Origin of the sequence: Enterocloster bolteae (assembly GCF_002234575.2) — a bacterium.
In the GTDB taxonomy this organism is placed as follows: Bacteria; Bacillota; Clostridia; order Lachnospirales; family Lachnospiraceae; genus Enterocloster; species Enterocloster bolteae.
This window is the reverse complement of sequence record NZ_CP022464.2, coordinates 4226553-4253024: the sequence shown is the minus strand read 5'-3', so window position 1 is coordinate 4253024 and position 26472 is coordinate 4226553. Positions and strand designations below refer to the sequence as shown.

Genomic DNA, 26472 nt, shown 5'->3' with positions numbered 1-26472 from the left:
GAAATGACAATGAAAAATAAACTTATGAGCCTGTGTCTGGCTGTCAGCATACTGTCAGGATGTTTGTGGGGCTGCGCTGCGCCGTCCGGTACAGCAGGCGGCAGCACAGGTGAACAGCAGACAAAATCAAAGACACAGGAGGAAAAGCAGCAGGAGGGACCGATGGGGAGATATGCGGAGAGCAGTATAAGCATTTCCCTGGAAGAAGGGGAGACAGCCGCCGATATCATCCAGACAGGGGACCAGGTTCTGGAGCTGTATACGGTCAAAGACAAAAAAGCTTCCAGATACATATGGACGGGTGAAAAGTGGGAGAAACAGGACAACAGCCTGCTGGAGGGACTGGAGTTTCCGTACGGGACCCTGCATATGATATGGGGAGAGGACAAAAACCGGTATGTGCTGTACCAGGGCGGGGATGATTATAAGACATATATGATGAAGCTGACAGAGGGACAGGAACCCATGATGCTTTTGGACCCGGTGTTTTCCGTTAAAAATGACCAGGGATATTACGATGTGAGGCCTGATTTTGCGGCGGTGTCCGAGGAGGGACTTATTTTCCTGTCTCACAGCAGGGTGACGGATGTGTACACGCCTGAAGGAGAACTGGTTCTTTCACTGCCCCAGCAGTGGAGTTCCATGGAATGGAAGGGAACAGGCCTGCTCAAGGGAAACCGGTATATCACGTACAGCGAAAGCTCCTATATCAGCTACGATATTTCCGGCATGTCGGCGTCCGCCAAAGAGGAGATACCATTTCAGTCACCAGATTTTGACATGTGGGCCCCCATGGCATCGGACGGCAGCGGGGGAATATACATTGCCAATCCCCGGGGAATCCACCATATGAACCAGGGGGGAAGCCTGTGGGAGACTGTTGCTGACGGCACCCTTAATTCCCTGAGCCTTCCAAGCGCCAATCTCAGGAAGCTGTTTGCGGGAAACCAGAATGATTTTTATGTCTGGATGTCCCAGGATGACAAGGAAGAGCTGAAGCATTATACCTATGACCCTCAGATGCCTTCCGTGCCCACCCAGACGCTGACTGTATATGGGCTGAACCTGGAACAGACAGATACCATTCACCAGGCTGCATCTATGTTCCAGCTGGAACACCCGGATGTCAGGGTGGAATTGATTGACGGCCAGATCACGTCGGGCAGCACCACGGTATCTGATACCATAAGAGCTCTCAATACAGAGCTTTTAGGCGGAAATGGGGCAGACCTGCTGGTTCTTGACGGTCTCCCGGCGGAATCCTATATAGAAAAGGGGATTCTTGAGGATATGAAGGATTTCTTAAGCCCCATGATAGCTTCGGGAGAGCTGACAGAGCAGGTGTCAAAGCCTTATACAGAGGAAAGCGGGAGTATTTACCAGATTCCCACCAGGATGACGCTGCTGGCTGCCTATGGGGACAGCCAGGCCGCAGCCAGCCTGGTGTCCATGGAAGCCATGAGGGCCTACCAGGAGGATCCGTCCCATCTTCCCCTGCGGCCCAAAACCAATTATGAAAGTCTGCTGCGCCAGATACTGATGCTGCGGTACGATGAAGTCGTGGATATGCGGACAGGAAAGCCGTATCCGGATAAAATTAAGGAGCTGCTGGAGACAGTGAAGGTCCTGGGAGAGGCAAATGGCGCCAAGTCTGCCTTTGATAAATCCGAGGATGGGGGACGGGGCAATGTCTATAACCTTATGCCGGGATTGGACGGACTTTTGGGCAGCGAATATAGCCGTGTGGACCAGGGGATGAGTGCCGTTGCAATCGACAAGATAGATGGCATGTACAATATCCTGCTGCCTCTGGCAGTACAGAGAAAACACGGATTTACCATGGAAAATGTAAACGCCTCCTACCTGCCCTCAGGCACCATGGGAATCAACCAGGCCTGCCAAAATAAGGAGATGGCAAGGGAATTCATTCTCTTTGTGCTGGGACGCGACGTCCAGTCAAAGGACCTTTCAGATGGCCTTCCGGTCAATACCCTGGCAGTCCGGGACTGGGTGGATCGGGAAGATAATAAGGATACATCCGTTGCAGTCAGCGGAGATGACGGTTACGAGCTGACCGGCAGCTGGCCTACAAAGGAAGAACGCCAGCTGGTGTTTGATGTGGCGGCAAAGGCGGATCACCCCATTCGGATGGACCGGGTTTTGACGGATATTATCATCAATGAGACAAAGGGATATTTTGAGGGGAGATTGTCCCTGGAACAGGCGGCTCAGAATGCGCAGAACAAGGCAATGCTGTATTTTTCGGAGTAGAAAAGCTATAAATCAATCTTCCGGGAACCGATTTGGCATTTATCTCAGGAATCTGAGGCCATGGCTGTTCCTGGCCCCAAGTTTGGCGGGGACAGCCGTATTTGTGCTCATACCCTTTGTGAATGTGGTGGTCCGCTCCTTTTTTCAGGCAGTGGGCGGACAGTTTGTGGGAATGGAGAATTTTATACAGGTCTTTCACAGCCAGGCATTCCGGCTGGCTGTAAAGAATACCCTGCATTTTATCCTGGTGTGCATCCCTGTGCTGATGGCCTTTTCACTGTGGGTTTCCATCCTTATGACGGGAGCTGCGGACAGCCGGAGCCTGTATAAAACAACCATTCTGCTTCCAATGGCCATACCGGTGGCCTCCGTTGTACTGTTGTGGAAGCTGTTGTTTTATCCCCAGGGGATTCTTGACCAGATGGTGGTATGGGCAGGCGGGAGCAGCCAGGACTGGCTGAATCAGGGAAGTGCTTTTTATATCCTGGTATTGACCTATATATGGAAAAACACAGGCTACGATATGATGCTCTGGCTGGCCGGACTGGACGGAATTCCAAAAGAGCTTTTTGAGGCAGCAAAGGTGGACGGAGCCGGTTCCTGGCAGAGCTTTTTCCATATTGCTCTGCCGGGGCTGAAAAGTACGGCCTTTCTGGTGCTGGTGTTGTCTGTTATCAATTCCTTTAAGGTGTTCAGGGAGGCATACCTGATATCAGGGGATTACCCACATGAGAGTATCTATATGCTCCAGCACCTGTTCAACCATTGGTTCGTATCCCTGGACATTCAGAAGATGAGCGCGGCATCCGTGATGGTGGAGGTATCCATTATGATTCCGGTGCTGCTGTGGACCTGGAAAAGGAAAAAGAGATGATAAAACGTATTTTAATACATGCGGTCCTCGTTTTGCTGTGTCTTTTTATATGGCTTCCCCTTTTACTCATGGCAGGCAGCGCGCTGATGTCCGAAGGGGAAATGCTGGAACGTTTCGGTGCTGTCTTTGGCATGGGAAACGCTCCCATAAAGGCAGCTTTTATTCCCTCCTACCCAACCCTGAGCCCCTTTGTGGAGCTGCTTTTGGATTCACCGGGATTTTATGTTATGTTTTGGAATTCCTGTCTGCAGACCGGGCTGGTGCTGGCAGGGCAGCTGCTTATAGCCCTTCCGGGCGCCTGGGCCTTTGCCCATTTCTGTTTTCCCGGAAAGAGGGCATTGTTTCTTTTCTATATCATTCTCATGATGCAGCCCTTTCAGGTGACCATGGTCCCGAGTTATCTGGTCCTTAAGCGGTTCCATCTTTTAAATACCCATCTGGCTGTCATTCTGCCGGGAATCTTTTCCGCTTTTCCCGTCTTTATCATGACAAAATTCTTTGCATCCATCCCAACGCCTCTCATAGAGGCGGCCAGGCTGGACGGAGCCGGTGACTTTTCTATATTTATGAAGGTAGGAATACCGGTGGGACGGCCGGGAATCATTTCAATGCTGGTGCTGGGATTCCTGGAATACTGGAATGCCATTGAACAGCCCATGACATTTTTAAAGGAGCAGAGACTCTGGCCGCTGTCCCTTTACCTGCCGGACATTACGGCTGATAAGGCAGGTGCTGCCTGGTCTGCCTCGGTCATTATGATGGTGCTTCCTGTTCTTTTGTTCCTTATGGGACAGGAGACGCTGGAGCAGGGGATTGCCGCATCAGGAATCAAGGAGTGAGAGTCAATGAACGTGAAAAAAGCAGCGGCCATATTCCTGGCCCTCATGGCTGCCCTGACCTTTCTGTCCAGAGCCATGGACTCCTTTACCGTCATACGGGTGAATACAGGGTTTGGAAAGCAGGATGTGGTTCTCTACACAATACAGGGAGAGGGAGAGCTTACTGCCGGAAGAACGGTATACATATCACTGCCGGAGAATATGCAGGTGGAGGAAATTGCAGCCAGGCCCGGACAATCCGTTAAGGCAGGAGACACGGTCCTGACCCTTCAGATGGAAGGACTTGAGGAGGAGCGCGACGCCCTGTCCCTGGAATACAAAAAGGCAGAGCTGGCGCTGAAACAGGAACAGATGTCCCTTGCCTCAGTGCCGCGGGTGACTGAAGAGACCCTGGCTCTGCAGCAGCTGGCCGCTGCCCAGAGAGCCCTGGAGCTGGGAAACCAGGATTTTGCGGAGGCGAAGGAGGACCATGAGCAGGCATCCATTGAGCTGGAACACGATTATGTGCAGAAAAAGAACAGAACCAGGGAACAGGTGAAGGAGGATAACCGCAAGGCCATGAAAAGTGCCAGAAGATCATATGAGTCAGCCCAGAAATCCAGGGATTCTGCTGTGAGAAAGGCGGAGCGGGAGGTGGAGGATAAACAGAAAAAACTGGACCGTTTGGAGGAGCAAGGGGGGTCCGATGAAGAGCTGGAACGGGCTGAGCTGGAACTTGAGAGAGCGGGGGAGGATTTGGAGGACATCCGGGAGGAAGAGGACCTGAAGGTGGAGGAGGCCAGGGCAAAAATGTATGCGGCCGAGGAAGATTATGAGGATGTGGATTACGGGGAAAGGGAAAATCAGGACGACTTGCTAAAGGCGTATGAGGATGCATTAAAGGCTGAGGATGAGAAGCTTAAGGAAGCTGGAAGAAAGGTTCAGGATTTGGAGGAAGTCCTGTATCAGGCCATGGAAAAGGTGGAAAATGCGAGGGTATCGGATGCCGGTACAGCGGCAGGGGAAGCTGCCGGAAGGGAGATGTCCGGTCTGAAACAGGAGTCCATGAAGCTTGACATGGAGGAAATTCAGAAAAAGCTGGGAAAGATAGAGCAATTCATAGATAACAAAGGACAAATCAAGGCACCGGTGGATGGGGTTGTAGTGGATACCGGATTACAGGCAGGGGACAGGATACAGGACGGACACCAGCTCAGGCTGGCTGTGGGAGGCCTGGAGATGAGGGCACAGATTGACAAGGAGACAGCCGGGGCAGGTCTTCTGAAAAAGGGTGTCATGATGCAGGTGAAGATGGCGGGACAGTCAAAGAATGTGGAAACAGAAGTGGAATCCGTGGACCAGATGGCAGAGGGCGGGAAAATCCAGGTAACAGCCTGGATACAGGAAGGCGAGGGAAGGCTGGGAGACCTGGTATCCTTTACCGTGAACATGGAGTCCGGGGCATACCCTTGTGTCATTCCCATTGAGGCACTGCGTGAGGATAATAAAGGATATTACTGTCTGGCTGCAGAGCCGGAAAAAACCATACTGGGTGACGAACAAAAGGCGGTGAGAATCCAGGTGGATGTACTGGAAAAGAGCAGTTCTGCCGCTGCTGTGTCAGGTCCTGTGACAAAGGATATGAAGCTGATTACAGAATCCAGCAAACCAGTGAGTGAAGGAGACCGGGTCAGGGTGGTGGAAGAATGAAAAAATGGATCATACTTATACTCATTGCCGCCTTATGGGGCTTTGGGACCATCCTGGCCTGGACCATGAGGGATGCCGGCTGCCATGTATTCATGTACTTTGGGGAAGGGGACGCGGTAGAGAAACAGCTGATTACCCATGCACTGGACAGTGAACAGGAACAAGGCAGGAATATGCTGCCTGAAATCACAGCATGGTCCCGTGCAAAAAGGCTGAAGGTAATGAACCCCGGACTGGGAAGGTCCGGGGAGGCGGACTGCATCGCTGTATACGGACTCATGGAAATGGCGTCATATTCCAGGCTGATTGGAGGAACATACGGCTACCGCTCGGACCAGGACGGATGCCTTATCAGCAGCGGTCTGGCCATGGAACTGTTCGGAGGTCTGGATGTAGCGGGAAAATACATCTGGTGCAGGCAGAAACCTTACAAGATACGGGGAGTCACAGATGACTCATCCCATGTCATACTGCTGCCTGCCAAGGACAAAGACGCCATGCGGTATATGATGTTTACATACGCAAGGAGCGGAGAAGGGCGTACGGGGGAGGAAGGGACATCCCATGGGATGGAGACAGGAAAAGCAGCAGCGGTAAATTTTCTTTACAGGAATGAGATTAAGTCCGGCAAGGTCCTGGTGGACGGAGCGTATGTTTCCGCTGCCGCCGGCCTTGGAGCGTGTCTGCCCCTGTGGATAACTTCGGTATGGGCGCTCTCCGTCCTGATGGGAAGAAGGGGGGCAAAGGCGGGAGCAAAGATGAGGGCAAAGACGAGGGCAAAGGCATTCATCCTGGCTGCCGTATTTTTTTTGGCGGGCTTATTCCTGGCATGGAAGCTGGAGCTTAAGATACCTCCTGATTTGATTCCCAGCAGATGGTCTGATTTTGAATTCTGGTCCGGGAAAATAGAGGAACTGCGTTCTGATATGGCGGCCGTGGGGGAGGCTGGGGATGTCTGGTGGCTGGCGCAGATGAAGAGCAGGCTGTTATTGTGTTTGTTCTGCAGCTTTGCAGGCACAGCGGGAGGCGTCCTGTGGGGAGTAAAATGTACAGGGCGTCCCGGAGAGTAAAACAGGTTCTCTCCGGGGCGCCCTGAAGCTGTGCGGTTTTGTTTACAACTGCCTTTGGTATATACTAATTCCGCTTTCCGCTGCCGTCCACATAATAACCGTCCGGTGTTGTCTGGTCTGCATACATGGCGCCGCTGCCATCCAGGTAGTACCAGGCCCCGTTGATGAACTGCCACCCGGTGAGCATGATGCCGCTGTCATTCATGTAATACCAGTGTCCGTTGATGAACTGCCACCCGGTAAGCATGGCGCCGCTGCCGTCCAGGAAATACCAGGCCCCGTTGATAAACTGCCATCCGGTGAGCATGGCGCCGCTGCTGTCCAGGAAATACAAGCGTCCGTTGATAAACTGCCATCCGGTGAGCATGGCGCCGCTGCCGTCCAGGAAATACCAGCGTCCGCCGAGATACTGCCACCCGGTGAGCATGACGCCGTCGCCGTTCATATAGTACCAGCGTCCGTTGACAGACTGCCAGCCACGGGTCATGGCTCCGTTTGCGCCAAGATAATACCAGGAGCCGCTTATTTGCTGCCATCCGTTCAGCATGTACCCGTCCCTGTTGAAATAATACCATGTATTATTGATTTTTTCCCAGGTATTAGAAGGGTATCCCCCATCATAGTATCTGTACCACCAGCCATACTGGTTCTGGATCCAGGAGCCGTTTCCATTGCTTGAAACCTGGCGTTCCGTGACCGTATTTTCATCGGAATACTCAGACCAGTCCCCGGCTCTGTCCGCATACCGGGCAATGGTCCGCACCCGGAAGGTGTAATCGCCGGCCCGGGTGATTTCATTTCGGAAGTCATAAGAGGTGCCGGAAGCAGTGACAGTGGTCACAAGATTCCTGTTGCGGTACAGGCGGACTTCATAATGCTTTATATCTTCTTCTGCCTTATCCCATCTGGCGCGGAATCCGCTCCAGTCCAGTCCCTGTATTTTACCGGGTTTTCCGTCTGCCTGGCTGAGATAGCACTCCAGGTTCAGGGTGCTGCCGCTGTCGGATATCTTGGCCTTGATAAAATCCGCGCCGCGTCCGCTGAGCTTGAAATGGCTGGATGTGGTGTAGGAGAAACGGTATCCGTCTGCCGCCTCCAGAACCACCCTGACCCTGGGTTTGTCTCCCAGGCTCCATACCTCCACATCATTGGTATACTCAGTGCTTTTTACGGTGAACTCCCTGCTGCCGGTCTTGGCAGTCACGGTCCCCGGTGCTTCTCCTGCTTTTGGGACAGGATCGCATGTGAATGATAATTTTACCGTGTCAATTTTTTCTGCAGCTGCAAATGCCGTAATTCCCATGAAAACAGTGAATATCATGAGAAGGAACAAACAGCGCAGAACAGGCCGGACGCAGGCCTTTGTGCCGCGGGCATTCCAATCTCTGGTCATCATATTCTTTTCCTCCTCAAACATTTCTCCCCGGAACCATGAGGCTGCTTGGGCCGCAGTGGTTCCTGCCATGATTTTATTATATTCCATTTTTATTATATTCCATGAGATAGCGTAGTTCAATTTCAAACCTATTACGTATCTTTACAATTTTCTTCCAAAACATCCCAGGCAATCGAAGCATCCCAGGCAATCGAAGCACCCCGGGCAATCGAAGCATCCCAGGCAATCAAAGCATCCCAGGCAATCAAAGCATCTCAGGCATTCAGGCGCAGAAAATCCTCATCGTCCAGCCCGGCTCCGGCGTGTTCCACCACAGCGGCAGATATACGGTTGGCTGTGCGGATGGCTTTGTCCATGGGAAAACCCTTCATGCGGCATGCAATCACTGCACCCATGTGGCTGTCCCCGGCCCCGGTGGCATCCACCTGCCGTGCCGGACAGCCGGGAATCAAGGCATGCTTTCCCGAAGGCTCCATATGGAACGCGCCATGGGCTCCCAGGGTGATGATGACATGATTGCGGGTAAGGGCTGTAAGACGGGAGGCAGCCTCCGGCAGACATGCTTCTAACCTGTATTCCCGGCAGGGGAGGTCCGCTTTTTTCCACGGTTTTTTATTCTCAGGGCTTCCTGTGGTGCCTGTATATTCCAGGGCTTCATCTCTATTGAGATGCAGGATGGGAGACAGGGAAAACATGCGCCTTAGACTGCTTTGGGGGATGAAGCTGATTCTGGGACCCGGCGCAAAGTATACAGTGTATTCCGGGTGCTCTTCCAGGTAATCCAGTATGAAGCCCCCTGTATCCTCCTCCAGTTCCAGCCCGCACACATAGACAGATCCCACGGACAGGGATTCTGCCAGGCTGAACCACTGCCTTTCAAAACGGTATTCCGCGCCGTGAAGGGCCGCAAAGGTCCGCTCACCTGATTCTTCCACAAAACAGTAACAGCAGCCGTTATCTGCCGCAGGCGCGGGGATGAGAATGGGAATCTGCTTCCGTTTTAGATGTTCCCTTACATAGTTGCCGTAAATCCCTGTCCCAACTGGAGAAAACAGGGTGTATGGGACACCGGACTGGCGGAGGATTTCCGACACATTATAGGCGCATCCTCCCAGGGACATGGACTGGCTCTCCACAATCACATCCTCGCCGGTAACGGGCAGATGGGGCAGTCTGACGGTCACGTCCGCCACAGTGGAACCGATGATCAATGCCTGCTTCAATTTTATTTCCTCCCATGAATCATATTTTTATATGGTGCAGTATAAGCACTGCTGCTTATAACTAAGGATATACTATTTGAACAGAGTATGCAATCCTGTGTAAAATGTAAGGGAAACGAAAGGGAAATGAATTTGCTTCCCGGGCCTGTATTATATACAATATTAGAAAGGGAAGGAAAATTAAGGAAGAAAAAGAAGAGGAGGGCAGTATGGACAGGCCAAAAGACCGATTCATTCATCAGTCCGCGTTTTTGTTTTATTTTTTTATGACAGCCGGAGTTTTAATCGTGGCGGCCGGCAGTCTGCTGCAGCATTATTTTGCGCTGAGGCATCCTGTGTTTATTCCTATGCACATAGAGCTGGAGATGTACTGGGATGGCGGTATGGATGGGGATACGATGGGGAGTACGGATGGGAATGCGGATGTAGATGCAGGGAGCGCTGCCGGTGAGGACAGATATGTGTGGAAGGAATTTCCCATATACTATATCCAGGACAGTGAGGATACCTCCAAAGTGGCGGAAATTACCTTTCCCCAGCTGGAAGGCATAGGGGAATACTGGATGACCCCATACGACGGAGCAGGCGGCCTGTTTCAGTCCTATTCAGGCTCTGTGCAGGACGGCCGGTACCAGTTTAAGCAGCTGTTTGTCAAGATGATGATGCCGGCCAGAAGCCTTGGAGCCAGAGGAATCACTCTGGATACCATAAAAGTCAGATACGGCGATGGCGCAGAGGAGGAGGTGTCCATAGGCCAAATCATCCTTACTCTGGATAAGCCCATGGAATATGTTACGGTCACAGGAGGATCGTCCAGTTCCGACGGAACCTCCATGACCCGCTATCTTGTGCAAAGGGATTGCCGTCTGGAAGGCTTTGAGATCCAAAACCCGGAACAGGTAAGAGGAGAATTCAAGGTTACAGTGGACGGAACGGATATATGGGAGTGGGAGCCTGCTGCGATGACAGAAGGGGATACCTTTCTGGTGGAATCTACATGGCGAGGGACCGGAGATATAAGGGAACAATTTGAACCCTATACCGCTCTGATTCAGTGGAAATGTTCTGACGGCTCAGGAGGAGAGTCCTGGTTTACCACGAACCTGGACCGGCAAAATAACAGAAACACAGACCGGTTTAAGCAGACATACCGTTACCTGAAGGAAAGGGGGATTAAACCGTGAATGAGGCCGCAAAATGGATGATGGCGGGAATGTTTCTTTTGTCATTTCACATTGATTTTATGGGGATACCCATAGTTCCGGGGATTGTGGGCTGCCTTGTATTTCGCAGCGGTTTCAGGATGCTGGAACGGGAGGGGGACGGGGAAGGATTTGAGTGGAACCGTAAGATGGAACAGACAGGCAGACTGTGGCTGGGCATTACCATCCTGGACCTGATTCTGGCAGTGTTCATGAGACAGAGCACAGGGATATCCATACAGATCACGGCAGTCCTTATGCTGGCAGAGACAGCCTGCGGGTGCAGTACGTTGAATCATTACGGAGAGCTTGGCAGGCAGTATACGCAAAACTGCAAAAAAGGACCTTCCTCCCTTGGATACCTCATATGGATGACAGCAGGGCTGGCGTCCTATGAATACTCGGTTGTATTGGGAAGCAGCGGGTGGAATACCGCGGGAGCTGTGTGTGTAATAATTGGGCGCATCATGCTGGTAAAGGAGCTGGCAGTGTGGGCGCCCGGGGAGAAAACAGAATATTGACAGGGTGATGGGCAGGGAGGAAGATTATATTCCCCCCTGTCTTTTATTGAGCCGTTAGAAGGTGTTATAATGAATCTGTTTGAATGACGTACTAAAATAAGAGGAAATAATGGCTTAACAGGGGGATTTCTATGCTGAGAATGGTAATTGCAGATGATGAGACATTTATATTAGACTGTTTGTCAAAGTACATACCTTGGAGAAATTATGGTATTGAAGTAGTTGCAACGGCTAAAGACGGTGTAGAAGCATTAAATTTTGTGAAAGAGAAACGGCCGGACATACTGATAGCGGATATAAAAATGCCGCTGTTGGATGGAATTTCATTGCTTGAACGTGTAAAAGAGGTCAAAAGCAATATAGAGGTAATCATTATCAGCGGATTTCAAGAGTTTGAATATGCAAGAAAGGCACTGAAACATGGCTGCATGGGATATGTACTAAAACCAATTGAACCAGAGGAACTGGTAACATATGTACAAAAGGCAGCCGATAAAATCTTAAAATCCCGGGAAGAACAGATAATGATTCAAAAGGTCATGCGACCGGAAATCTACATAAATGGAATGATAAATGGCACCCTGACTTCTGAAGAATGTGCTTATTATATGGAACAGTATCAACAATTTTCAGAAAAGACACTGAGGATGGGAATTCTCCTGTTTAACGGGTTTTCTTCTGAGACAGGAGGAGAAAGCAAACATCCTTATAAGCGGCTTATGGATGATATTGAAGATATGGTACAAAAGAGTGATTCATTTTTCATAGTTGAAAAGGGATTTGATAACGTTGTCCTTCTTTTTCATGCGCAAACAAAAGAGGAGATATTGCAAACCGAGGAGATGGTATCAAAACACGTGACAGTTCTGAATCATATACAAAACAGCATAAAGGTGACCTTTATAAGGGCTGGGGATTTTAGTTCAATTGATACGGTTCACGAACAATACTGGAGACTTGTCTGGGATTCTCTAAAAGAGGAAGATGAATCGGAAAAAGAGAAAGTTGATTCTGGTACACAGGGAACAAAGGATTTGATACAGGAAGCAAAGCTGTTTATCGAGAAAAATTTTAAGGATTCGGAGCTATGTTTGAATAAGGTAGCAGTAAATCTTGGAGTATCACCGGGGTATCTTTCTTCCCTGTTTTCCACAAAATGTGATTGTGGTCTGACATCATTTATCAACAGGGTACGTATTAACTATGCAAAGCTAATGTTAGAGAAGGATGATGACAAAATTGAGTATATTGCAGAATCCTCGGGTTATGAAAATGCCACCTATTTTTCAACTGTTTTTAAGCGGGAAACAGGATTGCCACCATCTGAGTATAGGAGAAACACCCGAAAATGAATAGGATAAAAACAAAGAAAAAGGAAAACATTGTACAGGTTCTTCGGAGGATGTACCTGTTAATTGCAATCATTCCGATGATTGTTATGACCATCATAACAGCAGTATTTTATGTAAATTCCTTGATTGATTCCACAAAACAAAATCTTCAGACAGTTTTGAATTTATATGCTGATAATATAGACGGTACAATCAGCCAGGGGATTAAAGTGATTGATATTGTTCAAAATGATTTGTCTGTTCAAAATGCCTTAAGGGTATCACGATTTGAGGAAAAAGAAGAGTACTATATTCAGCGAACGACCATCAATACAACCATGATGCTGATTAATCAGAATTATGGCAATACATTAGATGGTATCTATATTCTTTTGGATGACGGAAGATGTTTTAAATCCAGCGTATTTCCTTACAATAAAGAAAAATATAGCCAGCAGCAATGGTATAAAGATATAAGAGACACACAGGGAATACAGGGAAATGGTTTTTATAAGTATTCCAGGGTGATTGCAAATCCGGGAAAAGAGGGTTATATATCCATAGGTGAGCCCATTATCAATTATCGAAACGGGGAAATTGTAGGTGTCATATTGGTGGAAATTAATTTGAATACCTTCAGTGAAATGCTTTCCAAAACAGTTACAACACAAGACCTGAATGTATCCATTACAGAGGAGGATGGTACACCTGTATGGCAGTACGATTTAGGAGAGATAAGGAAAAAGGGAAATATACTAAAAACACATCTTGATGAATCAATTCACCGTGAATTAAGCAACGGATGGGAAATCAGTATGACAACAAATTGGTTCAACAAGATAAAAACCGAAGTGCTCAATACGCTTACAATTCTATTTATCCTTATTATAATGGTTACTTTTGCCTCCATTTATTTTGGAAGGCGATTTGCGGATACAATTAACCATCCTCTTAAGCAACTTCAGGATGGAATGAATCGAAATCGGGAAATTTGGAGAGGGGAGTACATAGCGGTAGAGACCGAATACCATGAACTGGATGATTTAAATGAAGGTGTAAATGATTTAATAAGCAAAGTAAATCAGATGTTTGAAGAGGTAAAGAATAAAGAACGTGCTATGAGAAAAGTGCAGTTTTCTGCTCTTCAGGCCTAAGTGAATCCGCATTTTTTATATAATATGTTAGATCATATTTCCTGGCAGATTAGAGTCGAACAGTATGAAAAGGCAATTCATTCCCTGATGTCGCTATCTAAATTCTTCCGAATATCTTTGAGGATGGAAGAAGAGATGGTTACATTGGAAAAGGAGTTGGACCACGCAAAAATTTATGTAGATTTGCAGATGATTCGTTATAGGGATGAAATTTCTGTTGAAATAGTGAATGATTTGGACGAACAATTGATGAAGACAGTCATTATACCTAAATTTACATTACAACCGTTAATAGAGAATGCGATTACGCATGGTCTAAGAGATAGTGGAAGAAAAGGGTTTATAAGAATACATCTGATGAAAAGCGGGGATATAGGAATCATAGAGATATATGATAATGGTATAGGAATTGCACAGGAAAATTTGAAAATTTTAAGACAGGCATTGGAAAAAGGAACGCCAGTCAGCAAGGAAATAGGGGGATATGGGATTGTTAATGTAAGTCAGAGAATACACTATTGCTACGGGGACAGCTATCAAGTGGCAATAGCAAGTAAAGAGGGCGCTTATACATCAGTAAAAGTGATTTTTCCAATTAAGTGAGATATAAGAAGCTGCTGGGTAGATGCTTTGAAAAAGTGTGGTATCCTGTAGCTTTTTTTGATTATGTAAATACTGCACAAATTGTTTGATGCAAAATTGTAATTAATATATATTATTACATTAAAAAGCGCAAAATAAGTGAAAAATGTTAAGAATTATATAAAAATGCTTTATTAAATAAAGAAATAATTATGGATATAATTAAAACATGAAAAATAATTAGCTTTTATGAAAGACACTAATAATTAGGAGGAGAAAGGCATGAGAAAAAAAGGTTTGGCAATGTTAATGGCAGGTATCATGATAGTCAGTAGTTGTGTTATGGGATGCGCAAAAGACGATTCAAATGATATTCCAGCAAAAACATCAGCTGCAGCATCGGAAACAGAGGCTCAGTCAGAGAAAGCAGGTACTGATACAACTCAAAAGGTATCGGGAGAAATAAAAGGAGATATAAACGGTGATGGTATTTTTAAAGTGGGATTTTCCGAATTGGCTATTGACGGTGCCTGGAGAGTTGCGCAGGTTGACAGTATGCAGAAGGAAGCAGAATCCAGAGGGTATGAATTTGTAATGTCCAATGCAGAACTGGATACAGCCAAGCAGATTTCAGATGTAGAGGATTTGCTTACACAGGATTTGGATTTTCTGTTTATAGCACCTATTGATATGGAGGCCATTATGCCTGCAATAGAGGCAGCAAAGGCTAAGGGTGTTCCTACAATTCTGTTAGACAGAGAGGCCAATGGAACACCGGGCGTGGATTATATCTGCACGATTCTTTCAAATTATATATGGCAGGGAGAAGCATGTGCTGACTGGTTAAGCGAGAATGGAGGCGCAGACAGTTATAAAATAGTTCAGATTACCGGCAAAGTAGGGGGAAGTGATGTACGCGACCGCCAGGCAGGATTCGAGACCGGAGTAAAAAAGTATGAGAATATGGAAATTGTAGCAACCCAGAGCGGTGAGTGGTCCAGAACAGAAGCTCAAAAGGTAATGCAAAATATTATTCAATCAACAGGCGGTGATTTTAATGTGGTTTACTGTCATAATGATGAGATGGCACTGGGGGTTGTACTTGCTTTAAAAGCAGCGGGAATGAATCCGGGAACTGATGTAAAGGTAATTGCTATTGATGGACAGGCTGAAGCAGTAGAGGCAATCATAGCAGGGGAAATGAACTGCATTGCTACCTGTAATCCAAGATTTGGTCCAGTTGCTTTCGATACTATGGAAAAGTATTTGAACGAAGAAAAACTGGAGCACATCATCAATAATGAAGAGTATATTATTGACAGTACAAATGCCGAGGAGAAATTGCCGGATGCGTTTTAAGTAAATAAGTCCCATGGTTTAACTGCCCCTTCTATGAAATAACCAGGAGGGGCAGTCAAATTATAAGAATAACTGAGTGTCAAAGAGAGTAGAGGGGTGAAATTATAGATGGAAGAAGAGTATATCCTTGAAATGCATGGGATTGTAAAAGAGTTTCCTGGCGTACGCGCTTTAAAAGGGGTGGATTTTAATCTAAAGCCAGGCGAAGTACATACTATAATGGGGGAAAATGGAGCTGGTAAATCCACTTTAATCAAAATATTGACAGGCGTTTATGAAAAGGATGGGGGAAATATTGTATTTAATGGCAGGGAAGTACATTTCCATAATACCTTTGATGCCCAGAAAACAGGCATTAGTACGGTATATCAAGAATTGAACATGATCCCATATCTGAGCGTGGGAGAAAATATATATCTGGGACGGTACCCCAGAACAAAAGCAGGAATAGACTGGAAATCCCTACATAAAAATGCACAAAAACTGCTCGATGATTTAGGTTTGGATATAGAGAGCAGACTTCCATTAAATCAATACGGTACTGCTTCGCAGCAGATGGTTTCTATCGTCAGGGCGGTAAGTTTAAATTGTCAGGTGGTGGTTCTGGATGAACCAACCTCCTCTCTGGATTCAAAAGAGGTCAGAATGCTTTTTAATATAATTAAACAGCTGAAGGAAAAGAAACTCGGTATTGTCTTTATATCACACCGTCTCAATGAAGTTTACGAAATATCAGACCGTATTACCATTTTAAAAGACGGGGCCTATGAGGGAACGTATTTTCCGGAACAACTGACCGAATTTCAGTTAATTGAAAAGATGGTGGGAAGGGATGTCAGGGAAATAAAAGGTAATAACCGTGTTTATGATGGGAATGGTGAACCGTTTATTGTCATGCTGAAAGACATAGTACGTCATCCTAAACTGTCAGGTGTAAGTATTGATGTTAAAAAAGGAGAAATTGTGGGACTTACCGGACTATTGGGCTCAGGAAGGACAGAAACCGCCAAAGTACTGTTTGGTTACGATATACCAGATTCCGGTGAAATCGTAATTGATGAAAAAAGGGTTGTTCTTAAAGCACCTAAGGACGGATTGAAAAATGGTTTGGCATTTGTGACGGAAAACAGGCGGGAGGAGGGGGTTATTCCAAATATGACAGTCCGTGAGAATATCTCAATTTCTAGTCTTCCGCAAATATGCAGAAGAGGGTTTATTAACCGAAAGAGACAAGAGGCATTGGCAGAAGAGTATATTCGGAGATTTAAAATAAAGACACCGTCCATGGAGCAACAGCTTAAGAATCTGTCTGGTGGTAATCAGCAAAAGGTATTGCTTGCAAGATGGATTGCTACCAAGCCAAAGTTGATTATATTAGATGAACCCACAAGAGGGATTGATGTGGGGGCAAAAAAAGAAGTGGAGGATTTAATAAAAGAGATTGCAGATACAGGAATCAGTGTTTTGTTGATTTCTTCTGAGTTATCAGAACTGGTGCGTGGATGTGACAGGATATTTGTTTTGAGGGATGGAACTGTCCGGGGTATGCTGAACAGAGATGAAATATCTGAAGAAAATATCATGAAGTGGATAGCCAATAGCCCTGCATAGAGGAGGTATCACTATGAAAAAGAATCCCAGTCAGAATCTGATGCGGCAGTATGGAGCGCTAATTGCATTGATTATACTGGTTGTTATTAACTGTTTTACTACTAAAAACTTTATCAGTGTCATGACTCTTTGGAATTTATTTACGCAGGCCACAACGGTTATGATACTGGGACTTGGAATGACAATTGTTATAGCAACAGGAGGAATTAATATATCGGTTGGGTCCGTACTTGCTTTGTCATCCATGGTTTTGGCAAAATTTATTCTGAATGGGCATATTGTCATGGGCGTGATTGCATCTTTGGCTGTGGCCGCATTAACAGGAGCAGTCACTGGCATTATAGTTACCAAATTTAAGGTACAGCCGATGATTACTACCTTGGCTATGATGTATACCTTAAGAGGTATTGCCAAGTTAATGAACGGCGGTACACGTTTAAGTTATAAGAATGCTGCATTCAGCCGTTTTGCCTACATAAAAATAGGCGGTTGCATACCGATTCAATTTGCTTTCATTGTAATCCTGTCTCTGGCTATTTTTATATTGATGCGAAAGACATATTTCGGTAATTATGTGGAGGCATATGGTGATAATGCGCTGGCAACCAGAATATCCGGCATCAATGTAGTGGCAGTTGTGACCATGTGCTATGTGCTCTGCAATGTCCTGGCTTGTGTGGCGGCCATTATTGAAACCAGCAGTATTACCTGTGCTGACCCTGTAAACATGGGATTGAATAAAGAGACAGATGCGATTGCAGCGGTTGTGGTGGGCGGGACCCCCATGTCAGGCGGTAAACCTAATATTGGTGGAATGCTGTGTGGGGCTTTGGTGCTCCAGCTAATCACTATAATGATAAACATGAATAATATTCCGTATTCATATTCGCTTATTATTAAGGCAGCCATTATTGTTGTGTCATTATATGTTCAGAATTGCAGGGATAAAAAGGTTTAAGCCATGAGAGCGGGGTAGAGGAAATGAAAAGAATTCAGATAAAAACACTACTAAAAAGACATAATGCCATTTTGGGTTTAATCTTCATGATTATCCTGGCTGCCTGTATCAACAAAAGTTTCCTTACTCTGGAAAATTTGACAAATGTACTGAGACAGGCAAGCATGAACGGAATGATTGCCGTTGGAATGACAATGGTAATTATATGCGGTTCGATTGATTTAAGTGTGGGAACCATGATTGGATTATGTGGATATATTGCATTATATTTCAGCAATTATAGTTTGATACTGGCAGTGATTGTTCCGTTGCTTACAGGCGTTATAGTTGGGACTATAAATGGATTTCTTATCAATAAAATAAAAATTGCGCCTTTTATTGCAACCCTGGCAACAATGATGGCTGTAAAGGGAACCACACTTGTTTTAACCAACGAGAATACATACTTTGCATCAAATTCCATTGAACAATTCCAGTATATAGGGAGAGGACTTCTGGCACCATATGTTACGGTTCCATCTGTAATGTTTATATGCTGTGCTGTTGCAGGAGCTTATATTCTCAGGCATACCATGCTGGGGAGAAATATGTATGCAGTAGGCGGTAATACTGAGGCAGCAAGGATGATGGGAGTAAATGTAGAAAAAACACTTATGTTTTCTCATATCTTTACAGGGGGGATGGCGGCTTTGGCAGGAATTACCCTGGTATCCAGGGTGGGAGCCGCTTATCCTCTGGCAGGTGAGGGGAAGGAACTGGATGTTATAGCTGCATGTGTCATTGGTGGAACTGCATTGACAGGTGGAAAAGGTCATATATCGGGTACCTTCATAGGTGTTTTAATTATGGGAATGCTGACGAATATTTTCAATATGCAGTCATTGCTGAATCCATTCTGGGAAAAGGTTATTATAGGCATACTGGTATTGATTGTGGTATTAATACAATCGGCAAGCGAAAGCGGAGTGACCTTTGGAAAAAATATAAAAACATTAATGAAAGGAAAGATGTAAAATGAAAAATTATCCGTCTGAAAAAGAAGCAAGGGAGTTAATCTGCGAAATAGGACACAGGATGTGGAGCAAGCAGATGGTAGCAGCTAATGATGGGAATATTACGGTACGAGTTGGGGAGAATACGGTTTTAATAACTCCTACAGGTGTCAGCAAAGGGGAACTGACACCAGATATGCTGTTTAAAATAGACCTGGATGGAAATATCCTTGAAAGTGCAGAGGGATATTCCCCAACTAGTGAGACAGCCATGCACCTTATGGTTTATAAACATAACAAGGATGCAATGTCCACCTGCCATGCTCATTGCATGTACCTCAGCACGTTTGCCTGTGCCGGCATTGAACTGGATATGGCCACTGCGCCGGAACCCACATTGATTACCGGTAAGATACCAGTTGCCCCGTATGCGTGCCCAGGAACCAGTGATTTGGCGCAATCAATCGTTCCGTTTCTGAACGATCATAAAGTAATCCTGCTGGCTAATCATGGGCCTATCTCATGGGGAACGTCACCTAAGGACGCATGGTATTGTCTGGAATCAGCAGAAGCATTTGCCAAGTCATCTTTAATACTGAAATATATTATCAAGGATTTTCGTCCTTTGAGCAACGAACAGCTGGATATACTGGAAAAGGCGTTCCATCCCATTTCTGCACTGAATAAGGTGAGGACAGGCCGGGAGACCGTTAATCTGGAAAAAGGGAAATCACTTCAGGATATTGAGGTGGATTCGGTGACACTGTCCGATGACTGTATTGAAAAATTGGCTGATATGGTGGTAAAAAGAATGACGAGTATATCTTAGTGGGGAGGGGACCCAATGGATGATTTAAAAAGACAGGTACATATCGCGGTCGATATCGGGGCATCTACAGGGAGGCTGATTGTGGGATGGATTAATGACGGACAGCTATGTACTGAAGAAATACATCGTTTCGTGACAGAGGATGTGTTTGTGATTCAAGACCGGATACGGGACGTATATAGATATTACGAAGAAATCATTCAAGGAATCAAACAATATACAAAACAGAATCAGGTTCAGATTATAAGCATTGGCGTAGATGCGTTTGGTTCGGATTTTGGACTGATCGATAAAGACGGAAATCTGTTGTTGCTGCCTAAATCATATCGGGGACTGACATTTGATGATGATATTTTTCAGTTGGCTGATGGCTGCATGGAACCATGGGAAATATACCAATACAATGGAAATCAGTGTATGCTGAGTGATACTCTTCACCAGTTGGTCCGTCTTAAAGAGAAAGGTGACTGCCGGTTGAGGGACGGCTGTCAAATCCTTTTCGTAGCTGATATTTTTCATTATCTTTTGTGTGGCAACAGAGGAGTTGAACATTCACTGTCCAGTTACAGTAGGCTATGGAATCAGAAAACAAATGGATGGGAGAATGCCATATTCAAGGCATTTGACTTACCATTGACTCTTCAAAGCAATGTGATACAATGTACAGAAACGTTAGGTTATGTTCATGCGCAGACAGCGGCTGATATGGAATTATCATATTGTCCAAAGGTAATAGCTCCTTGTTCTCATGATACGGCATGCGCGGCATTTGCAGTTCCGGATGATGGAGAAGACTGGATGTTCATATCCAGCGGTACCTGGTCACTTATAGGTATGGAGACAAGAAATCCTGTCATCTCAAGGGAAGGATGGGAATTTAACGCATCTAATTCGTCTATGCCCCTTCACTCAAACATGTTTAAGAAAATTGTTACAGGAATGTGGATTGTACAGATGTGCCATAAAAGATGGGAGACATATACGTTTGAGGATATTGTCCGCCTGGCAACCCAAGCAAAGGAAACGAATCTTTACATAGATCCGGATCATATTGATTTTTACAGACCTTCAGATATGCCGCTTGCAATTAGCCGTAATATTGAGAGGCGATATGGAATTAAAATAAATCCATATTTGCCTGGTCCTATTGCAAAAATTGTGTTTGAGAGTCTGGCGTTAAAGTATTGTCTGACCATACGCCGACTTATCCTTTTGTCTGGTAAGAATATTAAAAAAGTTTATGTATTGGGAGGTGGGAGTAAAAATGCCTTGTTAAATCAATATACCGCTAATGCATTGGGATTGCCGGTCCTAACAGGTGTGACTGAGGCTTCTTCCGTTGGAAATCTGCTTTGTCAGTTATATGGTGAAGGATTGCTTAAAAGCCGTAAAGATGTAAAAGATATATTAAAGAGGACATATCCACTGACAACATATATGCCCGAGGACACAGGGAAATGGAAAGAAAAATTTGAAGATTTTATGAGGGATGCATATGAACCGCTGAATGTATGTTCCGGCAGAAAATTTTGGAAGGAGTTTTAATGATAGAAATATAACAAACATTTTCTGGTGCCATCAAAAAAAAGAAGAAATTTTCTTCTCAGGCACCAAGTGTTAGCCAAGAAATTACAGTTTGATAATACTCTATCCAACCCCTGCCCGGACTATTCCGGACAGGGGTTTTTGCTCTCCGTCTCAAAAATATACCAATTAGAATTGTCGTTATTTTCGGACGAGAATAACTAATTTATCGGAAAATATCACAAAGAAGGAGTGGGGGAATTGTAAGTAATACATGAAAATGCTTTGTTTGGCGAAAATCTTTTGGTAGTATATTGACATTTTGAGATTAAGATGTAAAATGTAGACATAATCATAAAGCTCCACCAGGAGAGAAAAATTTTTGTTAACCCTAACAAGAGTTTGGCAACCTTTGACAAAGCGTTGCGGCTCTTGTTTTTTTTGTTTATATTTGTCTAAAAATTAACGATAATTGCGGTAAAAGCCGGAATAGGAAGCTGGTTTAACCGGGAATACGGGATAAAGTACAGGATAAAGAGGTGAAAAGGATGCTGCTAAAAAACGGAATTGTGGTCAGCGGGTCAGGATGTACCCGGCAGGATATCCGCATGGACGAGGGACGAATCCTACAGACAGGCGCTGGCCTGAATCCCCTTGAAGGGGAAGAGGTGATGGATGTGTCCGGCTGTCTGGTTGCGCCGGGAGGAATCGACGCCCACACCCATTTCGACATGCCCTGCGGCAGCATCATGACTTCCGATGATTTTGAGACCGGCACCAGGGCGGCTGTGGCGGGGGGAACCACCACCGTGATTGACTTCTCGGAGCCGGACCATGGGGCCAGCCTTCAAAGCGGCCTGGACCGGTGGCATGAGAAAGCGGACGGACGGTCATTTACGGATTATTCCTTCCACATGACCGTGGCCCGGTATGACGAGGGGATAGAGGAGGAAATCCTCTCCATGATTCGCCAGGGAGTCACTTCCTTTAAGGCCTACACGGCTTACAAGGGGGACCTGGGAGTGGAGGACCGTGATATGTACCGGCTCCTGTCACTGATGAAGAAACACGGTGTCCTTCTGATGGTACACTGCGAAAACGGCGATATCCTGGATGTGCGCCGGGAGGAACTGGCAGCCGGGCATCCGGCGGATATATCCCTCCATCCGATGTCCAGGCCCAATGAGGTGGAACATGAGGCCGTGTCCCGGATGATTGACATGGCAAGGCTTCTCACGGTTCCGGTTTACATAGTCCACACCAGCACCAGACAGGCGCTTGAGGAGATAGAGGAAGCAAAGGAAGAGGGAGTGAGGGTCTACTGCGAGACATGTCCTCAATACCTGTTCCTGACAGAGGAAAAGTACCATCTTCCCGGTTTCGAGGGGGCCAAATATGTCTGCAGCCCGCCGCTCAGAAGCAGCAGGGACCAGGAAGCCCTGTGGAGGGGACTTAAGAAGGGGATTGTGGATACGGTTTCCACGGATCACTGTTCCTTTAACTACAAGGGCCAGAAGGATTTGGGCCTGGGGGACTTCCGCCTCATACCTAACGGACTTCCGGGTGTGGAGAACCGGCTGGAGCTTATGTATTCACAGGCTGAGAGCCATGGCCTTACATACAGCGACATCGCCAGGATGACAGCAGAAAATCCAGCAAAAATATTTGGTTTATATCCAAGGAAAGGAGTGATACAGCCAGGCAGCGACGCTGATTTGGTGGTAATCCGGCCGGACAGCAGTCATGTCATAGATGCCGGCACACAGAAACAGTATGTAGACTACAACCCATACCAGGGAATGGTAGTTTCACATAAAGTCCAGCATGTATTTCTGAGAGGGCAAAAAATCATAGAGGACGGCGCATTTAAGACAGATGTACCGGCCGGCAACTATTTACTCAGGAACACATTGGTCAGATAGGCTTTTCTCCGGCTTTAGTCTATCTGTCAAGCCTGTACACTGGACGGATAAAGAACCATACCACAGGCACATCCTGGTACGAATCAGGGTGGGTAACGACGAAGTCAGGAACACCCGAAGGGAAGAAGCCCCCTTTCGTATTCTTAATCAGTTAAAGGAGAACAACATGAATAAGAATGCATCCAAAAGTACTTCAACTATTAAAACTGGCTCCATTTATGAGTTAAATGGACGCCCTCCATTCGCACAGGCATTTCCGCTGGGATTCCAGCAGCTTTTAGCCATGTTCGTGGGAAACATAGTCCCCATGATTCTGGTAGCAAATGCAAGCGGCATGGACACTTCACACGCTACACTGCTTCTGCAGTGCTCCATCCTGGGAGCCGGCGTGGCCACACTTCTGCAGGTATTCCCCATACGGTTCGGCAATATTCAATTCGGATCAGGGCTGCCTGTCATGATGGGACTGACATACACATTTCTTCCCATCTGCATTTCCGTATCTGTCAATTATGGGTTAGGGGTATTATTTGGGGCGCAGCTTATAGGCGGTCTTGTGTCTATTGCTATCGGTTTTGCCCTTCCAAAAATTAGGAGATTTTTCCCGCCAGTGGTGACAGGAACCATCATCACCTCTATCGGTATCTCCTGTTTCCCCATAGCTGCCTATAATCTGGCAGGCGGACAGGGTGACCCGTCCATGGGACAGCTCCACAATTTTGTCATCGGTCTGATTGTTATTCTGGCCATTCTGATTTTGAACGGCTACGGCAAGGGCATGGTCAGCGCGGCAGCAGTGCTGGGCGGCATGATTGTGGGATATGTGATAGCAGCCATCTTCGGATACATTAATTTTTCGCCCATCAGCGAAGCGGCATGGTTTGCTGTTCCAAGGCCAATGGCTTTCGGAAAACTGGAGTTCCACCTGAACTTTGTTTTGGTATTTATCCTGCTGTTCTTCATTAATGCAGTGGAGATGTCAGGAGACTTTACGGTTTCGGCCACAGGCGGTCTTAACAGACAGCCGAAGAATGAGGAGCTGCGGGGCGGTATCATCGCCAACGGCATTGCATGTATCTTTTCCTCCTTCTTCAACTGTTTTGCAACAGGAACCTACAGCCAGTGCTCCGGTATCGTTGCATTGACAAAGGTTTGTAACCGCTGGGTTATGGGCTGGGGCGCCATCACACTGACGGCAGCCGCGTTCTGTCCAAAGCTGGCCAGCGTGCTTTCCACCATCCCAAGCTGCGTTATCGGCGGAGCCACCATCGTGGTATTCTCCATGATATGTATGTCAGGCATGAGCCTGGTGGCAAGAGCCAGATTTACCAACAGGGCAATGCTTATATGCGGACCTGCCCTTGCACTGGGACTGGGCATCTCTCTGGCAAAGGATACGCTGTCAGGCATGGGTGAATATGTACAGATGTTCTTCGGGGAGTCATCCATCATCCTGGTGGCCGGATTTGCCATTATACTGAACCTGATACTTCCAAAGGACCAGACGGACAAGGAAGTGGAAGCAGAGTACATAAGGGAAATCAGCCAGACGGAAGATGACGCTGTATCTGCCAAGGACCAGGAGCTGGGAACAGCCAGGGCCTGATTGTAAGAGCCGTACGTGTGAGAGCCATACGTGCGAGAACCATACGTGTGAGAGCAGCATTTGTGTGAATCAAAGAGAAAAGGAGTTTTGACTATGATCAGCCATTTATTTAAAAACGGAATCATTGTAACGGTAAATCCTGACAGGGAGATATTCTTTCACGGTGCGGTAGCCGTTAAGGACGACCGGATTGTGGAAGTGGGACCTACCGAGGCAATGGAGGCCAAGTATACGGATTGTGAACGCGTGACGGACCTGGAGGGCAGGGTAATGTTCCCCGGCTTTGTGAACACCCACAACCATTTGTTCCAGACCCTGCTTCGGGGACTGGGAGATGATATGGTGTTAAAGGACTGGCTGGAAACCATGACCTTCCCCGCAGCCACCAACCTGACTCCCGATGACTGCTACCACGGCGCCATGCTGGGCCTGATGGAGGGCATCCACAGCGGTATCACCACCAACGTGGATTATATGTATCCCCATCCAAGGGAAGGGCTGGACGACGGCGTTATAAAGGCCATGAGGGAGCTGGGAATCCGCGGCATCTTCGGCAGGGGCTGCATGGACACCGGAATCCAGTACGGCGTGCATCCGGGCATCACACAGCAGAAGGACGACATCGAGAAGGGCGTCAGGGATATCTTTGAGCGCTACCACAACTGTGACAACGGCCGCATTAAAATCTGGGTGGCGCCGGCAGCCATGTGGTCCAACACCAGGGAGACGCTTCAGATGCTCTGGAAGGTGACCAACGAGTACAAATCAGGCATTACCATACATATCTCTGAGACAGAGTTTGACAGGGAGGCAGCCAAGGGCATCCACGGACTGTGGGATATCGACGCCATGATTGACATGGGAATCTGCGGACCCAACGTACTGATGGTGCACTGTGTGCATCTGACGGATGAGGATATCGAGAAGGCCAGAAAATATGACCTTAAGATCTCCCACAATGTATGTTCCAACATGTACCTGTCATCAGGTGTGGCACCTATTCCAAAGCTTTTAAAGGCAGGGGTCACCTGTTCTCTGGGCGTGGACGGAGCTGCTTCCAACAACGCCAACGACATGATAGAGCTGATGAAGAACACGGCCCTGCTGCAGAAGTGCGCTACCAGGGATCCGCTGTCCATGTCGGCTGAGAAGGTGGTGGAGATGGCCACTATAGACGGCGCAAGGGCCATTGGAATGGAAAAGGAGATTGGTTCCATAGAAGCAGGCAAGAAGGCGGATATGGTAATCTTTGACCCGTATGAGTGCGTCAAGGCAGTACCTCTTCACAACCCATGCTCCACCCTGGTGTACTCCGCGTCATTAAAGAACATTACAGACGTGTATGTGGACGGCAGGGCAGTCATGGAAAAGGGTGTTATCCTGACAGTAGAGGATGAAAAGACAGAGCTTCGGGCAGCCCAGAAGGCAGCGGAGGAACTCTGCGTGAGAGGCAATATCACCAACCGCTTAGAAGGACATAAGTGGAATGATACTTATAGAAAATATGAGAGGCAGTAGA

The 26472-nt window shown here is 46.8% G+C and carries 21 protein-coding genes; 19 read left to right on the top strand and 2 right to left on the bottom strand.

The window, feature by feature from the left end:
• Positions 1-9 precede the first annotated feature (9 nt).
• Genes CGC65_RS19715 through CGC65_RS19695 form a run of 5 tightly spaced genes read left to right on the top strand, consistent with a single transcriptional unit; the run spans position 10 to position 6743 of the window.
• Positions 10-2271, top strand: coding sequence for a type 2 periplasmic-binding domain-containing protein (locus CGC65_RS19715; RefSeq protein ID WP_002565111.1), 2262 nt, complete (start codon positions 10-12; stop codon positions 2269-2271).
• On the top strand, positions 2234-3145 hold the full coding sequence (locus tag CGC65_RS19710; RefSeq protein ID WP_002565110.1) for a carbohydrate ABC transporter permease: 912 nt from the start codon (positions 2234-2236) through the stop codon (positions 3143-3145). Before CGC65_RS19715 ends, CGC65_RS19710 begins: the two co-directional genes overlap by 38 nt.
• Positions 3142-3984 carry a carbohydrate ABC transporter permease gene (locus CGC65_RS19705; RefSeq protein WP_002565109.1) on the top strand — a complete coding sequence of 281 codons (843 nt, stop codon included), beginning with the start codon at positions 3142-3144 and terminating at the stop codon, positions 3982-3984. Before CGC65_RS19710 ends, CGC65_RS19705 begins: the two co-directional genes overlap by 4 nt.
• A 6-nt stretch (positions 3985-3990) precedes the next feature.
• Entirely contained in the window at positions 3991-5673 is a 1683-nt protein-coding gene (locus CGC65_RS19700; RefSeq protein WP_002565108.1) for an efflux RND transporter periplasmic adaptor subunit, read from the top strand.
• Positions 5670-6743 (top strand): ABC transporter permease, encoded by a 1074-nt coding sequence (locus tag CGC65_RS19695; RefSeq protein ID WP_002565107.1) that lies wholly within the window; start codon positions 5670-5672, stop codon positions 6741-6743. The genes CGC65_RS19700 and CGC65_RS19695 overlap by 4 nt, the downstream gene beginning before the upstream one ends.
• A gap of 64 nt (positions 6744-6807) precedes the next feature.
• On the opposite strand, the gene CGC65_RS19690 is transcribed toward CGC65_RS19695, so the two are convergent.
• Together CGC65_RS19690 and CGC65_RS19685 are read right to left on the bottom strand one after the other, a co-directional pair.
• Entirely contained in the window at positions 6808-8139 is a 1332-nt protein-coding gene (locus tag CGC65_RS19690) for an N-acetylmuramoyl-L-alanine amidase family protein (RefSeq protein WP_002565106.1), read from the bottom strand.
• 254 nt (positions 8140-8393) lie between these two features.
• Positions 8394-9362, bottom strand: a complete 969-nt coding sequence (locus CGC65_RS19685) for a PfkB family carbohydrate kinase (RefSeq protein ID WP_002565105.1) — start codon at positions 9360-9362, stop codon at positions 8394-8396.
• Between the two features lie 209 nt (positions 9363-9571).
• Between CGC65_RS19685 and CGC65_RS19680 the strand changes: the two genes are divergently transcribed.
• The 14 genes from CGC65_RS19680 (at position 9572) to CGC65_RS19620 (ending at position 26471) form a co-directional block, all read left to right on the top strand.
• Complete coding sequence (locus CGC65_RS19680; RefSeq protein ID WP_002565104.1) at positions 9572-10546, top strand: hypothetical protein; 975 nt, start codon at positions 9572-9574, stop codon at positions 10544-10546.
• On the top strand, positions 10543-11085 hold the full coding sequence (locus tag CGC65_RS19675) for a hypothetical protein (protein WP_002565103.1): 543 nt from the start codon (positions 10543-10545) through the stop codon (positions 11083-11085). Before CGC65_RS19680 ends, CGC65_RS19675 begins: the two co-directional genes overlap by 4 nt.
• A 131-nt stretch (positions 11086-11216) precedes the next feature.
• A complete protein-coding gene (locus CGC65_RS19670; RefSeq protein ID WP_002565102.1) occupies positions 11217-12437 on the top strand; it encodes a response regulator transcription factor in 1221 nt (406 codons plus the stop codon).
• Positions 12434-13570, top strand: a complete 1137-nt coding sequence (locus tag CGC65_RS19665) for a cache domain-containing protein (RefSeq protein WP_007037123.1) — start codon at positions 12434-12436, stop codon at positions 13568-13570. The genes CGC65_RS19670 and CGC65_RS19665 overlap by 4 nt, the downstream gene beginning before the upstream one ends.
• Positions 13571-14173, top strand: a complete 603-nt coding sequence (locus tag CGC65_RS31865) for a sensor histidine kinase (RefSeq protein WP_268742031.1) — start codon at positions 13571-13573, stop codon at positions 14171-14173.
• A 261-nt stretch (positions 14174-14434) separates the two neighbouring features.
• Positions 14435-15511 (top strand): ABC transporter substrate-binding protein, encoded by a 1077-nt coding sequence (locus tag CGC65_RS19660; RefSeq protein WP_002565100.1) that lies wholly within the window; start codon positions 14435-14437, stop codon positions 15509-15511.
• A 108-nt stretch (positions 15512-15619) separates the two neighbouring features.
• Positions 15620-17122: a sugar ABC transporter ATP-binding protein gene (locus CGC65_RS19655; protein ID WP_002565099.1), complete on the top strand. Its 1503-nt coding sequence runs from the start codon at positions 15620-15622 to the stop codon at positions 17120-17122.
• Positions 17123-17135: 13 nt separating this feature from the next.
• A complete protein-coding gene (locus tag CGC65_RS19650; RefSeq protein ID WP_002565098.1) occupies positions 17136-18080 on the top strand; it encodes an ABC transporter permease in 945 nt (314 codons plus the stop codon).
• A 23-nt stretch (positions 18081-18103) separates the two neighbouring features.
• Complete coding sequence (locus CGC65_RS19645) at positions 18104-19093, top strand: ABC transporter permease (protein ID WP_002565097.1); 990 nt, start codon at positions 18104-18106, stop codon at positions 19091-19093.
• Position 19094: 1 nt separating this feature from the next.
• Complete coding sequence (locus CGC65_RS19640; protein ID WP_002565096.1) at positions 19095-19901, top strand: class II aldolase/adducin family protein; 807 nt, start codon at positions 19095-19097, stop codon at positions 19899-19901.
• Between the two features lie 15 nt (positions 19902-19916).
• Positions 19917-21446: a rhamnulokinase gene (locus CGC65_RS19635; RefSeq protein WP_002565095.1), complete on the top strand. Its 1530-nt coding sequence runs from the start codon at positions 19917-19919 to the stop codon at positions 21444-21446.
• A gap of 527 nt (positions 21447-21973) precedes the next feature.
• Entirely contained in the window at positions 21974-23347 is a 1374-nt protein-coding gene (hydA, locus tag CGC65_RS19630) for a dihydropyrimidinase (protein ID WP_002565094.1), read from the top strand.
• 166 nt (positions 23348-23513) lie between these two features.
• Positions 23514-24953, top strand: coding sequence for a uracil-xanthine permease family protein (locus tag CGC65_RS19625; RefSeq protein WP_002565093.1), 1440 nt, complete (start codon positions 23514-23516; stop codon positions 24951-24953).
• A 93-nt stretch (positions 24954-25046) separates the two neighbouring features.
• The gene (locus CGC65_RS19620; protein WP_002565092.1) at positions 25047-26471 is read left to right on the top strand and encodes an amidohydrolase family protein; all 1425 of its coding nucleotides are present in this window, start codon (positions 25047-25049) and stop codon (positions 26469-26471) included.
• Position 26472: the final 1 nt, after the last annotated feature.

What these genes read in the sequence shown, in the direction of transcription:
- CGC65_RS19715 (WP_002565111.1), top strand. Translation starts at nt 10, where the DNA reads ATGAAAAATAAACTTATGAGCCTGTGTCTGGCTGTCAGCATACTGTCA.
- CGC65_RS19710 (WP_002565110.1), top strand. Translation starts at nt 2,234, where the DNA reads ATGCGCAGAACAAGGCAATGCTGTATTTTTCGGAGTAGAAAAGCTATA.
- CGC65_RS19705 (WP_002565109.1), top strand. Translation starts at nt 3,142, where the DNA reads ATGATAAAACGTATTTTAATACATGCGGTCCTCGTTTTGCTGTGTCTT.
- CGC65_RS19700 (WP_002565108.1), top strand. Translation starts at nt 3,991, where the DNA reads ATGAACGTGAAAAAAGCAGCGGCCATATTCCTGGCCCTCATGGCTGCC.
- CGC65_RS19695 (WP_002565107.1), top strand. Translation starts at nt 5,670, where the DNA reads ATGAAAAAATGGATCATACTTATACTCATTGCCGCCTTATGGGGCTTT.
- CGC65_RS19690 (WP_002565106.1), bottom strand. Translation starts at nt 8,139, where the DNA reads ATGATGACCAGAGATTGGAATGCCCGCGGCACAAAGGCCTGCGTCCGG.
- CGC65_RS19680 (WP_002565104.1), top strand. Translation starts at nt 9,572, where the DNA reads ATGGACAGGCCAAAAGACCGATTCATTCATCAGTCCGCGTTTTTGTTT.
- CGC65_RS19670 (WP_002565102.1), top strand. Translation starts at nt 11,217, where the DNA reads ATGCTGAGAATGGTAATTGCAGATGATGAGACATTTATATTAGACTGT.
- CGC65_RS19665 (WP_007037123.1), top strand. Translation starts at nt 12,434, where the DNA reads ATGAATAGGATAAAAACAAAGAAAAAGGAAAACATTGTACAGGTTCTT.
- CGC65_RS19660 (WP_002565100.1), top strand. Translation starts at nt 14,435, where the DNA reads ATGAGAAAAAAAGGTTTGGCAATGTTAATGGCAGGTATCATGATAGTC.
- CGC65_RS19655 (WP_002565099.1), top strand. Translation starts at nt 15,620, where the DNA reads ATGGAAGAAGAGTATATCCTTGAAATGCATGGGATTGTAAAAGAGTTT.
- CGC65_RS19650 (WP_002565098.1), top strand. Translation starts at nt 17,136, where the DNA reads ATGAAAAAGAATCCCAGTCAGAATCTGATGCGGCAGTATGGAGCGCTA.
- CGC65_RS19645 (WP_002565097.1), top strand. Translation starts at nt 18,104, where the DNA reads ATGAAAAGAATTCAGATAAAAACACTACTAAAAAGACATAATGCCATT.
- CGC65_RS19640 (WP_002565096.1), top strand. Translation starts at nt 19,095, where the DNA reads ATGAAAAATTATCCGTCTGAAAAAGAAGCAAGGGAGTTAATCTGCGAA.
- CGC65_RS19635 (WP_002565095.1), top strand. Translation starts at nt 19,917, where the DNA reads ATGGATGATTTAAAAAGACAGGTACATATCGCGGTCGATATCGGGGCA.
- hydA (WP_002565094.1), top strand. Translation starts at nt 21,974, where the DNA reads ATGCTGCTAAAAAACGGAATTGTGGTCAGCGGGTCAGGATGTACCCGG.
- CGC65_RS19625 (WP_002565093.1), top strand. Translation starts at nt 23,514, where the DNA reads ATGAATAAGAATGCATCCAAAAGTACTTCAACTATTAAAACTGGCTCC.
- CGC65_RS19620 (WP_002565092.1), top strand. Translation starts at nt 25,047, where the DNA reads ATGATCAGCCATTTATTTAAAAACGGAATCATTGTAACGGTAAATCCT.